Origin of the sequence: Grimontia sp. SpTr1 (assembly GCF_947387585.1) — a bacterium.
In the GTDB taxonomy this organism is placed as follows: domain Bacteria; phylum Pseudomonadota; class Gammaproteobacteria; order Enterobacterales; family Vibrionaceae; genus Enterovibrio; species Enterovibrio indicus.
On the sequence record NZ_CANDOD010000009.1, the window covers coordinates 183,159 to 195,887 of the forward strand.

11 protein-coding genes are annotated in these 12,729 nt (G+C 51.8%); 6 read left to right on the plus strand and 5 right to left on the minus strand.

Going from position 1 to position 12,729, the window contains the following annotated elements:
* Positions 1 to 37 precede the first annotated feature (37 nt).
* The 3 genes from QL223_RS14495 to QL223_RS14505 all read left to right on the plus strand — a co-directional run bounded on the left by QL223_RS14495 (position 38) and on the right by QL223_RS14505 (position 3,725).
* Positions 38 to 1,579 carry a hypothetical protein gene (locus tag QL223_RS14495; protein WP_281545122.1) on the plus strand — a complete coding sequence of 514 codons (1,542 nt, stop codon included), beginning with the start codon at positions 38 to 40 and terminating at the stop codon, positions 1,577 to 1,579.
* Positions 1,580 to 2,212 (plus strand): DTW domain-containing protein, encoded by a 633-nt coding sequence (locus QL223_RS14500; RefSeq protein WP_281545123.1) that lies wholly within the window; start codon positions 1,580 to 1,582, stop codon positions 2,210 to 2,212.
* 70 nt (positions 2,213 to 2,282) lie between these two features.
* Positions 2,283 to 3,725 (plus strand): coniferyl aldehyde dehydrogenase, encoded by a 1,443-nt coding sequence (locus QL223_RS14505; RefSeq protein ID WP_281545124.1) that lies wholly within the window; start codon positions 2,283 to 2,285, stop codon positions 3,723 to 3,725.
* Positions 3,726 to 3,759: 34 nt separating this feature from the next.
* Here QL223_RS14505 and QL223_RS14510 read toward each other — a convergent pair whose 3' ends face one another.
* Positions 3,760 to 4,644, minus strand: a complete 885-nt coding sequence (locus QL223_RS14510) for an aldo/keto reductase (RefSeq protein ID WP_281545125.1) — start codon at positions 4,642 to 4,644, stop codon at positions 3,760 to 3,762.
* Between the two features lie 650 nt (positions 4,645 to 5,294).
* Between QL223_RS14510 and ygjK the strand changes: the two genes are divergently transcribed.
* Positions 5,295 to 7,850 (plus strand): alpha-glucosidase, encoded by a 2,556-nt coding sequence (gene ygjK / locus QL223_RS14515; protein WP_281545126.1) that lies wholly within the window; start codon positions 5,295 to 5,297, stop codon positions 7,848 to 7,850.
* 67 nt (positions 7,851 to 7,917) lie between these two features.
* On the opposite strand, the gene QL223_RS14520 is transcribed toward ygjK, so the two are convergent.
* From QL223_RS14520 to QL223_RS14535, 4 genes are all read right to left on the minus strand, one after another.
* The gene (locus QL223_RS14520) at positions 7,918 to 9,102 is read right to left on the minus strand and encodes an NAD(P)/FAD-dependent oxidoreductase (RefSeq protein WP_281545127.1); all 1,185 of its coding nucleotides are present in this window, start codon (positions 9,100 to 9,102) and stop codon (positions 7,918 to 7,920) included.
* Between the two features lie 62 nt (positions 9,103 to 9,164).
* On the minus strand, positions 9,165 to 10,289 hold the full coding sequence (locus QL223_RS14525) for a mechanosensitive ion channel family protein (protein WP_281545128.1): 1,125 nt from the start codon (positions 10,287 to 10,289) through the stop codon (positions 9,165 to 9,167).
* A gap of 108 nt (positions 10,290 to 10,397) precedes the next feature.
* Entirely contained in the window at positions 10,398 to 10,736 is a 339-nt protein-coding gene (gene uspB / locus QL223_RS14530; RefSeq protein ID WP_002535458.1) for a universal stress protein UspB, read from the minus strand.
* Positions 10,737 to 10,739: 3 nt separating this feature from the next.
* Positions 10,740 to 10,949 carry a hypothetical protein gene (locus tag QL223_RS14535; protein ID WP_281545129.1) on the minus strand — a complete coding sequence of 70 codons (210 nt, stop codon included), beginning with the start codon at positions 10,947 to 10,949 and terminating at the stop codon, positions 10,740 to 10,742.
* A gap of 375 nt (positions 10,950 to 11,324) precedes the next feature.
* Between QL223_RS14535 and QL223_RS14540 the strand changes: the two genes are divergently transcribed.
* Positions 11,325 to 11,750 carry a universal stress protein gene (locus QL223_RS14540; RefSeq protein WP_002535461.1) on the plus strand — a complete coding sequence of 142 codons (426 nt, stop codon included), beginning with the start codon at positions 11,325 to 11,327 and terminating at the stop codon, positions 11,748 to 11,750.
* Between the two features lie 93 nt (positions 11,751 to 11,843).
* Positions 11,844 to 12,713 (plus strand): carboxylate/amino acid/amine transporter, encoded by an 870-nt coding sequence (locus tag QL223_RS14545; protein WP_281545130.1) that lies wholly within the window; start codon positions 11,844 to 11,846, stop codon positions 12,711 to 12,713.
* Positions 12,714 to 12,729: the final 16 nt, after the last annotated feature.

Here is a 12,729-nt window from a genome sequence, read left to right on the forward strand (position 1 = left end):
TACCCCGTTGGGCTTTGAATGAGAAGAGGAATCTCCGTTGATTATCCAAAAACGCCGCCTTTCCCACGTGCTGGGTCTGCTCTCTGCTGCCGCCTTGCTTTCTGCCTGCAGCCAAACACCATCAGGCCCAGTCGAGCTCGGTAACTCTGACGATTTAAACCCACAGCAGGAGATTGCTAAAGTGGCAGGGATTCAACCCCAGCGCTTTATGCTGCGCGGTGAAGTCACCCTCGGGCATGAAGTCCGCGCCATCACACCTTGTGGCAGCAACACTCAATACTGGCTGCAACTGCCGGACTTGCTCAATCAAGAAGGTCAGGCGCTGACCATGGAGCCTTACCAAAGTGTGTATGGCGAAGTGATTGGCGAATTCGTAAAACCCTCTATGGATGGCTTTGCGGCGGATTACCCAGCAACGTTCAAGGTGACTCAACTGAACCTGATGTCGGCAGAAATCGATGGATGCAACCAAATGAGAAACCGCACCGTAGCGTCCGGCAATGAGCCGTTCTGGTCAGTGTCTCTAGAAGGCAATACGCTCAATTACCAACAACTCGGCTATGAAGCGGAGACATTCACCCTAACTGGCCGAGATATTTCTCCAGCTGCCCGAATCTATCAGGCCAATGGCGCGACACTCACACTTCGCCCAGAACTTTGCAATGACACCATGAGCGATAGCATTTATGGCTGGCGTTCAACCTTCACCAGAGGCAACAAAACCCTGACGGGCTGCGCGACGCTCTCGGCGGATGACCCGACACTCGGCTGGGTCGGTGATTATCAGGGCATGACCAACCTTGGCGGCCAGTCACTCACCACCACCTTAGTGCTCAATCCCGACCATACGGCCACAACCCGCTATGAGCAGGCAGGCGAAGATGCGGTTGTGGAAACCGGTATCTGGCAACAGGTTAGCGATAGCAAGGTTCAGGTGATGATGACCCGCCATCAAGGACAATATCTGGTCAGTGAGCGCCTTTTCACCCGTAGCGGCTTTACCCTGAAAGCAGAAAAAGAAATCATCAACGGCCGCGAATACAGCCTGGGACCGGAGGGACTCGCGCTCTCTTTGATGGTCGGCAACCAGAAGCCTGTCATTTCCGGTGGTGTGGAAGGCTCTGCCTCCTTTAACGAGAAAGTTGATGCGGCTTTTAAGGCGTATCTTGGCGAGGAAGGTGTGAAGCAGGCGGCGGGCACCCGCTATCGTTGGCTGACACAAGATCTCAATGGTGACCTGCAGGATGAGTTGATGATATTCACCGACTGGTGCGGCACAGGCGGCTGTACCCTTTTGGTGTTTAACAATGACAGCAATGTCTGGCGCTTCAACAGCCGCATCACGCTGGTTCATCTGCCGTTTCAGATGAGCCAATCCACCAGCAACGGCTGGCACGATCTCATCATGCCGGTTGGCGGAGGCGGTGCAAAAGCCTCTTCCCGCGTGCTTGAATTTAATGGCAAACGCTATCCGGGCAACCCTTCAGTGGCACCGGAAGTACTGTTGCCAGACAGCGCCGACCCTTACCTTTTCGCTGACGGTATTTATCCGCAGCAAGAAGGTGTTGAGCTGAAATAAATGGAAAAGGTATCCCGAATGGCAGAAAAGCCAACGCCCTGCCCATCTTGCGGTTTTCACTATAACTGCCTGTGCGAGGCCGTGCCAAAGCTCGATAGCCAAGTGCGTATCGAGCTATTAATGCACGAAACAGAAACCGGGCGCGCCACCAATACCGGTCAGCTGCTGGAAAATGCGCTGCCGCATTGCAGACGCCACGTCTGGCAACGCAAAACGCCGCCATTGGAATTACTCACACTGCTTGCCGACCCGGCTGCACAGCCGTACCTGGTGTTTCCGGGTGAGGGAGCGATTGCGCTTGAAAAGGCAGTCAGCCGCACGACGTCCAAACCGGAAGCCAAGCCGATTCACTTCATTATTATCGATGCAACCTGGCAGCAGGCACGGAAGATGCTGCGCCAAAGCCCATGGCTTGAGGATGTGCCTATGGTCACACTGCCTGAAGGGCTCAGCACCCGCTATGCCCTGCGCCGCAATCAGCCCGAAGGTTCTCTTTGTACCTGCGAAGTCGGCATGGTGCTGCTGGACGCCATGGGAGAAACCGAGAACGCTGCGGCAGTAGGCCAATACTTCGATAGATTTATGCAAGTATTTGAAGCGGATAGACAACATCAATCGTTACAAAAGCTGTGATGGAGAAACTTGCACAGAATCTGGTCAGACCTTAATGTTAAAAAGGTAATCAATAAGAAAGGATTTGCAGATGAGCGTGGTTTCGATGACAACTGGTATCCCTGCTGAACAGCAGATCAGCGAACTGGAATCGCAATTTGCCAAACTGGTCGCCAAGACCACCCAAGATCCCGACCCCGCTTATGCCGAACGCATTCGGGATTTGAAGCATCTGCAAAAGGCATTGAAAAAACACGCTGACACCATCGTCGATGCCCTGTCTCAGGATTACGGGCATCGCAGCCGCACCGATTCACTGATGGCGGACATCCTTCCCTGCTTCCAAATGTTGCATTACACCAAGCGCAAGCTGAAACGCTGGATGAAACCATCGCGCCGCTCCGCGGGATTGCTCATCACTCCTGCCAAAGTTGAAGTGCACTATCAGCCGCTTGGCGTGGTTGGCATTATCGTACCGTGGAACTTCCCCATCACTCTAAGCCTCATTCCACTGATGACAGCAATTGCCGCCGGAAACCGAGTGATGCTCAAGATGAGTGAGTTCACGCCTCTGACTGCACAGGCCGTTAAAGCCATGCTGGCCGAAGTGTTCGATGACGATAAAGTCTGCGTCGTGGAAGGCGATGTATCAGTGGCAGAAGCCTTCACCCGACTTCCGTTTGATCATCTGATGTTCACCGGCTCGACCGAAGTCGGCAAGAAAGTGATGAAAGCGGCATCTGAAAACCTGACGCCGGTAACGTTAGAGCTTGGCGGCAAATCACCGGTGATTGTCGGACCGGACATCGACCCCATGCTCGCAGCAGAACGCATGCTGTTTGGTAAGAACCTCAATGCCGGGCAAATCTGCGTGGCGCCGGATCATGTGTTTGTGCACGAAGACAATCTGGAAGAGTTCGTCGAAGCGCTGCGCGTGAAGTGGAATGAAGCTTACCCACAAGGCATTCAGAGTGATGACCGCACCGCCATCGTGACTGAGCGCCAGTTCTCGCGCCTGAAAAGTTTGATGGAAGACACCGACAAGCGCGGCATCACCACCATCCCACTCGCCGACCCGGCTATCTTGCCTGAAACGCGGAAAATGGCGCTTCATCTGGTGATCAACCCGCCGAAAGACAGCGCCATCATGCAGCAGGAAATTTTCGGTCCCTTGCTACCGATCATCACCTATCAAGATGTGCATGATGTGCTTAATGCACTTCGCCACCAGCCCCGCCCATTAGCGCTATATCTGATGACGTTTGATCAGAACTTCATCCAATACACCATTAGGCATACGCATTCCGGCTCTATCGCCGTGAATGACACCATCATGCAGGTCGCGGTGGATGACACACCATTCGGCGGTGTTGGTGCATCCGGTATGGGGCATTATCACGGCATTGAAGGCTTCCGCACTTTCAGTCACGCCAAAACCGTGTTCCAGCGTGGCAAGCTTAACCCCGGAAAACTGATGGCACCGCCGTATGGCAAATGGTGGCAGAAAGTGATGTTTAAGCTGTTTTTGCGTTAGATAGATACAACGAAGGCGCCATTGGCGCCTTCCGTTATTTTACTCCGTGTCCGACTGCCGCGGTCCATATCTGGTACCACTGCTCCCTGCTTAAAGAGACTTTACTGGCTTCGACCAAAGGGCGAATGTTATCTATTTTTCCGGAGCCGGTAATGATTCTTGGCTGGCTAGGTATCGCCAGAACCCAAGCATAGATAAGCTCAGCCAATGAGGAGACACCAACCTCTTCCATCACCTCACCCAAGCTTTCTGATAATCGCTGAGTGACCTCATCCTGTGGGTCAAACAATCTACCACCTCCCAAACAAGACCAGATCATTGGACGGATGCGGTTTTGGTAGCATTGATCGAAAAGGCCATTGTCCAGAGCTTCTGTCTGAAAGGGAGAAAACTCAAACTGATTGGTACATAACGTCACATCCAGCGCATCTTGTAATAGCGAGAACTGGGACACGCTGAAGTTGGACACACCGAAACGGCGGACTTTACCCTGCTGCTTTAGTGTATTTAATGCATCATTCACTTCCTCTACATCCATCAGGTAGTCTGGACGGTGCAACAGCAAGGTGTCGACATAATCCGTTTTAAGCGCTTTCAACGAATGATCGACCGACGACAGGATAGTTTCTTTAGAAGAGTCATAATGGCTGACGCTGCGAGCATCAAGAGCACCGTTGCCTACACCTCGAATGCCGCACTTGGTAATGATGTTAACCCGGCTTCGTAATGTCGGTGAGAGCGCCAATGCTTCACCAAAGCTTTCTTCACTGCGATAAACATAGGCATGATCAAAATCGGTCACACCAATATCAATGAGCTCGCAGATAAAACGGTTCAACGCCTGATCGGAAAGTCCCCAAGCACTTGTGCGCCAAAAGCCAGCAATTATCGATTTATCACCATTCTCTGCCTGCATCATTGTGACCCTCTTCGCCTTTAAAAGTGCCGAGGATAAAGGCTTTCAGCAAAGTAAGAGTAATGAAGTAGCAACAGGTGCGAGAGACAACCCAAACTTTTCGGTTCCATCTACTTTTCAGACAACGTGAAGTGCTTCGAAGAGACATCCGCTTTCGGGGCTTTGTCTTCGCTACCTCCAAATGTAAGAAACGTTTGGCGGGGTTTCCTTTAGCTAGGAACAACAGTTTCATTTAACGCCACACTAAACCCGTTTCTACTCTGCTCAGGGAGACATTGCTAACGGAGGATTGAAAAACACAGTTCGTTAGTGACTGGCTGTCATTCAATGAGCTTGCTTCCACTTTCCCGCCAATTTTATTCGGCCTCTCATCGCCTTTTCCATTAACCATCCACCGAACTTTTTTATTCCAACAGCGCCATAACCAAGCCTGTTTCTGTTTAGGGAAAATGATCTGACAGCAGCGCAAAATCTGACATTTCTACTGGTTAACATGCGGCGTTTTTTGCACCTTCTCCCGTGGTGTAATTTCAGGTAACGAAGCGTTTCACCGTGATCTTTATTTCAAATCGCTTTTTGTACTCCTCCTATGATGGTCGCCGAATTGAAGAGGCCGGTCTTGGCCTTTTGCAGATAACCTGACAGGTGTGAAAATGACGTTTAAATTGGCTCCTCTTTCTGCATCCATCCTGCTTTCACTGGCACTTGCCGCCCCTGTTACTGCTGCCCCCTCAAGCAGTGACTTACTTCAGCAATACACTAACGTTCTCGACCGAACTGGCGACCCACAATTTCTGCGTGACTACGACAGTTACAGCAACCTTAAATACAACGCCTTTGTCGATAACGGTGCCTGGCATGGCCACCTGCTGCCTACCGATGAAAAAGGCTATGGCGCAGTAGGCGGCATCATGCAGGTCACGCAGGAATACGCCCACTACCTGTCAGATCAAGCCTTCGATAAGTTAGTACTGACTGACAACAAAAGCGGCGAGGTGATTGATTTTTCATCCGCACAAGCGAACATCTACAGTACGCCGGACGCCTTGGTACAGGAATTGACGACACCCAGCCTGAAAGTGACCATGACCCTGCGATTTGTCACCGACCGCACATCCTTGCTTGAAACCAAATTTGAAGATTTAAGTGGCAAAAACCGTCATTTCACTGCTGAATGGCAAGGCGAATTGCTTTCCCATGCCCTTTCGAGCCAGCCGACAAAAACCGTTGACGAGTTCTACCCTGATTACGGCCGTAAACTCACGAAAAACAGACTGGGCCTGACCATTTCCAGCAACGAAATGAAAGGCAACTGGGCGATTCGCAATGATGCAGATTCCGCGTTCGTGATTGCCCGTTCGGTCAAAACCGACACTGACATTGATGGTCTTGCGTACACCGAGACCGCCAAGATCAAGGTGAAGCACAACAAAAACACCCGCATTTTCACCACCTTCTCGCATCTGCATAACGCCGAAGAAGTGGCCGCCGAAAGTCCAAAAATCAAAGCCATCCTGAAAAAGCCTGATACCTACATGGAAGCGGCAAAGACGCGCTGGACGGAGTATCTCAGCAAGGGCCTGACTAACGAGCAGGCAACACAAGCGCAAAAGCGTGTTGGCGTGAAAGCCATGATGACACTGAACAGCAACTGGCGCGCCGCAGCTGGTGACGTAGAGCATGACACCGTGACCCCTTCGGTCACGGGACGCTGGTTCTCCGGCAACTTGACCTGGCCTTGGGATACCTGGAAACAAGCCTATGCCATGGCGCACTTCAACCCAGACGTCGCGATGGAAAACATTCGCACCGTGTTCCAGTATCAGGTGCAGGAGAATGACGTTATCCGCCCTCAGGACAAAGGCTACCTGCTGGATGTGGTGACTTATACTGCACCGGAATCCCGCGGTGGTGCGGGCTCTGAAAACTGGAATGAGCGCAACACCAAGCCATCATTGGCTGCCTGGGCAGTGATGGAGATTTATCACGCCCTTCGCGATGAGTTTAACCGCCCGGCAGATGCGCAGGCATGGATTGATGAGATGTATCCAAAGCTTGTTGCTTACCACGACTGGTGGCTGTCCAACCGAGATCACAACGGTAACGGCGTACCAGAATACGGTGCAGCGGTCGACCCGGCCCACAACACAGAAGATGGCCGTATGTATGTGGAAGTGGTCACGAAAGAAGATCTTGGCGCCAAGTTCGGTGCAGATGCCGTCTTGATCGGCAACGTGAATGGCGAGCGTCAATATCAGGTTATCGGCGTGGATAACTATAACCGTGTGCTGGATGAAGTGATTTACTCCGATCTCCATGTTGGCGCTCAGGAAGCCGCTGGCTGGGAATCCGGCATGGATAACGCCGCACGCTTTGGTTTTATATATGAAGACCAGCTGCAGGCCTACGCTGACAACACCTACAACGGCGATCTGGAACGCGCCCGAAGAGACTGGCAGGTCCGATTTGGTGAAAACCGCGATGCTGAAACCAATGCGCTACTTGGCTTCTCTATGTTGCAGGAGTCGGTTGATCAGGCCTCTTACATGTACTCAGATAACTTCTATCTGGCGGACATGGCTGAGCGTGTCTCGGTTGGTGTGGACGGTAAAGAGCGCGCACAAGAGTTCCGCACTGGTGCAGAACAAATCAAAACTTACATCAATACCTGCATGTTCGACGAAGCGACTGGCTTCTATTACGACATCCGCATGGTGGATCAAAATGGCAAGGATACCGCCTACGAGAAGAACGGCGTCATCTGTGCGGGCGAACCACTGGTCGAACGTGGCCGCGGCCCGGAAGGTTGGGGGCCGCTGTTTAACGGCGCAGCTACCCAGGCGCAGGCTGATAGCGTGATCCGCACGATGACAGACCCAGACGAGTTTGCTACCTCGGATGCCTTCCCGGGTTACGGTATTTCCCTGCCTACCGCGAGCCAGACCAATCCGGCTTATGGTAAAGACATCTACTGGCGCGGCCGGGTATGGCTGGATCAGTTCTACTTTGGCGTAAAAGCGATGGAGAAATACGGCTACGGTCCGGAAGCAGTGCAAATGGCACATCAGCTGTTTGAAAACGCCGAAGGCATGACAGCCGACGGGGCAATTCGTGAAAACTATAACCCGGAAACAGGCGCGGTTCAGGGGGCTTCTAACTTCTCATGGAGTGCGGCGCACCTGTACATGCTCTACCGTGACTTCTTCTGATTGAAAGGTCTCAAAAAACAAAACGCTCCCATTAGGGAGCGTTTTTGTATGCATTGATTGATACAGCTTAAACGTGCTGTCCGGCTACCCAACCTGAGCTCCAGGCCCATTGGAAGTTGTAGCCACCGAGCCAACCGGACACATCCATGACTTCGCCGACAAAATAGAGTCCCGGGACTTTCTTGGCTTCCATGGTTTTTGATGAAAGCTCGTCGGTATCCACACCGCCCAGCGTCACTTCTGCCGTGCGGTAGCCTTCGGTGCCATTTGGTGCGATGTGCCACTGATGCAGATAATCGCCAAGCGCGGTAATGTCTTTCGGGTTTAGCTGCTTAAGAGGCTTATCCTGAATGTCACCACGTTCGATCATGGCTTCCACCAGACGCTTTGGCAGCAGTCGCGCCAAGCTGTTTTTCAGGCTCTGTGCGGGATGCTTGTCGCGCATGGCGTTGATGGTTTCCACCACGTCTAAATCTGGCAGCAGGTTGACCTCCACTTTCTCGCCCGGCGTCCAGTAAGAACTCACCTGAAGAACCACAGGGCCAGACAAACCACGGTGAGTAAACAGAAGGTTTTCTTTAAACAGTACGCCGCTTTCGGTGGTAATAGTCACCGGAATCGCGATACCGGACAAATCCGCAAACGCCGCTTTGTCTTTGTCATGCAGGGTAAACGGCACCAGACCAGCAGCCGTCGGTATGCGTGCCAGCCCGAACTGCTCAGCGATTTGATAACCAAACGGAGTCGCACCGAGCTTCGGCATGGAAAGACCACCGGTTGCCACCACCAGTGACTGGCAGCTTACCGTGTCCGTATCCAGCTTCAGGATGAAGCCGTCTTCGGTCTTTTCGATATCATGCACATCGCAACGGTAACGCTGTTCAACGGTCGGCAGGTCGCACTCTTTCAGCAGCATTTCAACGATGTCTTTGGCGGAGTCGATACAGAACAGCTGGCCATGCTCACGCTCTTCCCACGCAATGCCGTATTCGTTGACCATGGAGAAGAAATCCCACTGGCTGTATTGTGCCAGGGCAGATTTCGGAAAGTGCTTGTTACGGCAGACGAAGTTAGCAGCTGACACATCATAGTTGGTGAAGTTGCAGCGGCCACCGCCGGAGATCAGGATTTTCCGACCCGGTTTTTTGCCGTTATCAACCACCAGCACGCTGCGACCACGCTTACCTGCCTGCGCGGCACACATCAGGCCTGCTGCGCCTGCGCCAATGATCACTACATCATACTGCTTCATCTTTATTGCCCATTACACGAAATCGGGCGGCATTGTAGCCGCCCGAGCACCTTGGAGCCAGTCTAGTTTTTGTCCGGCGCTGGCGCCAATTCGGGATTGAGCGGGATCTGCGCTTCCATGCCATCATCACGGTCAAAGGCGATGGTGCGGGTCGGGAAGGCAAAGTCGGCACCATGTGCATGAACAATCTCGACAATTTTCAGCATCACGTCCTGCTTCACTTCATGGTATCGCGCCCAATTGATGGTTTTGGTGAAGGTGTAGATAAAGAAGTTCAGTGATGAGCCCGCAAACGCATCAAAATTCACCATCAGGGTGGCGTTCTGCTCGATGTCTGGATGGGTCTCCAGCATCTTTTTTACATCCGCGATGATTACCCCCATCTTGTCCGCATCTTTGTAGCGGATACCGATGGTTTCGTTGATGCGGCGATTGCGCATTCTTGATGGGTTCTGAACCACGATATTACTGAACACCGAATTCGGAACATAAAGCGGGCGGCTTTCAAACGTGCGGATCATGGTCATTCGCATACCAATACGCTCAACCGTACCTTCTATGTTTCGGTCTGGTGAGTTAATCCAGTCGCCGACGCTGAAAGGCCGGTCGAAGTAAATCATCAGGCCACCGAAGAAGTTCGACAGCAAATCTTTCGCCGCCAGACCGACAATCAGGCCACCAACACCACCAAAGGTGAGAAGACCTGTCAGGCTGATACCAAACTCTTGCAGCAGCGTCAGCACACCGATGAAAGCAAGCAACAGGCGCATCACATGGCCAATGGCGGATACTGTGGTCTGATCGCGTTTATCCGATTGGGACAGATACGCTTCGATAGCATTCACCAAACGCAGCATCACCCAGAGCATCAAAACGATGAGCAGCACGCGGCGAGAGATACTCAGCCAATCTGTGCCGACTTTAGCGCTCGCATCCATCAAGCTGCCAATGGCAAACGTCGATGGCCACAACCAGATAAACACGCTGATTGGTGTGCTCAAGGCTTGCAATACGATGGTGTCCCATTGGGTTCGGGTTTTCTTCGACACCTCCACCAGCTTGCTGAACACCAGTCGCCACGCCAACCAGCCAATGGCTGCCGCGCCCAGCATCAGACCGACGTGTTCCAGCCAATCAAAATTGAATCCCTCAGCACTTTGCTGCCACCACGCAAGAAATCTATCCAAAACCTGCTCCGACGTTATGAGTTTGTTCTGGTTCAGAAGGTTAACAAAAAAAACGCTGGCATCTGCCAGCGTTTTCCGAGATTTGAGTTTGCGATGGTTTTTCTCGCTTTAAAGTCCAGCAAATGCCACAAAAAAGAGGGACATAACCAGTGCAAGCACCAGCGCCGTCGAAAGAATGAAAAGGTGGCGGACTTTATTGCATTTGGCAATAAACGCATCGTCGTGGTGATGCAAATATTCCTGGCTGCGAATGTAATGAAACAGTCGCTTCTGGCGGCTGATATCACCTTGCGGCGCAAAAAAGTTGTTGCCGCGTGCCACTTGTTGATACAGCAGAGGATTGGCATCCCGCAACATGACCAGCAAGGTTCGCAGCGAGCTCAGATAGCGCATGATGTTAACCAGTGTGACGAAAAAAATCGCAATAATCAGGGCGTCTCCGCTCATGGTTCATCTCCCAGTATTACTGATGTGCAGCCCTATTTGGATTGCCCACCACAGAGGCAGTTCACGAAATACTGCGCCTGTCAGATAAAACTCAATGAAGAACAGGGTCTTTCCGTCTTCCCCCAAATCCGTTTTGCGCTCGCTTAGCGAAAATGCAAACCGATAGACCAGACTGAATGGATAGATACGACAATCTGGTGTCAGATGGCTCAACCTCTCCGAAATGAGGTGTCATCCACTCCGCTGTCTCCATGATTTGAGACCTGCGTTTTGCCACCACACGTCACCCTTAGTGATTTAGTTTTCGGCTCCGTGTTTTATTTAAGTATAGATTTGATGCAGAAAACGCCAACCCAAAGTGCATATTCTTTGTGCTTTGAGCTGGATTCCAGATAAGCGATTGTTTTTCTTTTTTATCAGTCTGATAGCTATTCTCTCTATTAAGGGAAAGCTGTTTTTCCCAGAAAAATCATGCACTGGTAGTCGAGTCACGCAATGCGCATCGGCAGTGGGATCCAGGCAACAGTCTTCACACAGGGACAGTGGTAATTTTCATCTGTAATCATTGGCTTAATGGGGAGTCAGGCTATGGGCTATAAACACATTTTGGTGGCAGTGGATTTGTCATCTGACAGTGAGGTGTTGGTGCAAAAAGGTGCGGCGCTGGCAGCTCCTTTGGGCGCAAAACTCTCACTCATTCACATTGATGTGAACTATGCGCAGCTCTATACCGGCCTTATTGATGTGAATTTGGTAGAAACCCGCAACCGCATCATTGATGAAGCGCAGTCCCAGTTAAATGCACTGGCAAGGCATGCCGATTATCCTGTCGCGCATACGCTGGTTGCCAGTGGCGATCTGGCGGATGAAATCACGGAGTCCATCAGCCACTACGAGTTTGATTTAGTGCTTTGTGGCCATCATCAGGACTTCTGGAGCACCCTCATCTCGTCGGCCAAACAGCTTATCAACAAAACGCCGGTCGACATGCTGATGGTGCCACTGCCAAGCTGATCGCGACGCTCCTCCGTCCAGCATAAGATCGCTACACATTGCCGCCAAGTTCATTAGAATTGGCGGCAATTTTAATGATTTTAGGGAAAGAAAATGGGGTATTTATCGTTTGTCACCCTGCTGTGGGCGTTTTCATTTAGCTTGATTGGCGTGTATCTCGCCGGGCAGGTCGACGCTTGGTTTTCAGTTGTCACCCGTGTGGCACTCGCGGCACTGGTTTTCCTGCCGTTCTTGCGTCTAAAAGGTGTACCTAAACCACTGATGCTGAAACTGATGGCCATCGGTGGTATTCAGCTTGGCTTGATGTACTGCTTTTACTACCAGTCTTTCCTCTATCTCTCTGTACCGGAAGTCCTGCTGTTCACGGTTTTCACACCGGTCTATGTCACCCTCACCTACGATTTACTGAACCGTCGTTTCTCGCCTTGGTATCTGATGACAGCGGCATTGGCAGTATTAGGTGCGGTGGTGATCAAGTTTGCCTCAGTGAACCCGAACTTTATGCTGGGCTTCTTGATTGTTCAGGGTGCAAACCTCTGTTTTGCAATCGGTCAGGTCGGCTACAAGGTAGTGATAGAGCGTGCCGAAATTGAAGTGCCTCAGCGTACTGTGTTTGGTCTTTTCTACCTTGGCGCTCTGTGCGTTGCCCTGCCTGCATTCCTGCTACTTGGCAGCACCGACAAACTGCCCATCACCAATCTGCAGTGGGGCATTCTGATTTACCTTGGCACTATCGCTTCCGGTTTAGGCTATTTCCTGTGGAACAAGGGGGCGACGCTTGTGAATGCAGGCGCGCTGGCCGTGATGAACAATGTGTTGGTGCCGGCAGGTATCATTGTGAATGTGCTGATTTGGAACCGCGATGCTGACCTGATGACATTGGCGTTTGGCGGCGTGGTGATTCTGGCGTCACTTTGGCTCAATGAAACCTGGGTTAAAAAGAAAATCGAAGCGGCCGCCTAATTCTTCCAAGCCTATA

Excerpts from the sequence above, each read along its gene's own strand:
- QL223_RS14500 (WP_281545123.1), top strand. The coding sequence starts at position 1,580 with ATGGAAAAGGTATCCCGAATGGCAGAAAAGCCAACGCCCTGCCCATCT.
- uspB (WP_002535458.1), bottom strand. The coding sequence starts at position 10,736 with ATGAGCGGAGACGCCCTGATTATTGCGATTTTTTTCGTCACACTGGTT.
- QL223_RS14510 (WP_281545125.1), bottom strand. The coding sequence starts at position 4,644 with ATGATGCAGGCAGAGAATGGTGATAAATCGATAATTGCTGGCTTTTGG.
- QL223_RS14545 (WP_281545130.1), top strand. The coding sequence starts at position 11,844 with ATGGGGTATTTATCGTTTGTCACCCTGCTGTGGGCGTTTTCATTTAGC.
- QL223_RS14505 (WP_281545124.1), top strand. The coding sequence starts at position 2,283 with ATGAGCGTGGTTTCGATGACAACTGGTATCCCTGCTGAACAGCAGATC.
- QL223_RS14540 (WP_002535461.1), top strand. The coding sequence starts at position 11,325 with ATGGGCTATAAACACATTTTGGTGGCAGTGGATTTGTCATCTGACAGT.
- ygjK (WP_281545126.1), top strand. The coding sequence starts at position 5,295 with ATGACGTTTAAATTGGCTCCTCTTTCTGCATCCATCCTGCTTTCACTG.
- QL223_RS14520 (WP_281545127.1), bottom strand. The coding sequence starts at position 9,102 with ATGAAGCAGTATGATGTAGTGATCATTGGCGCAGGCGCAGCAGGCCTG.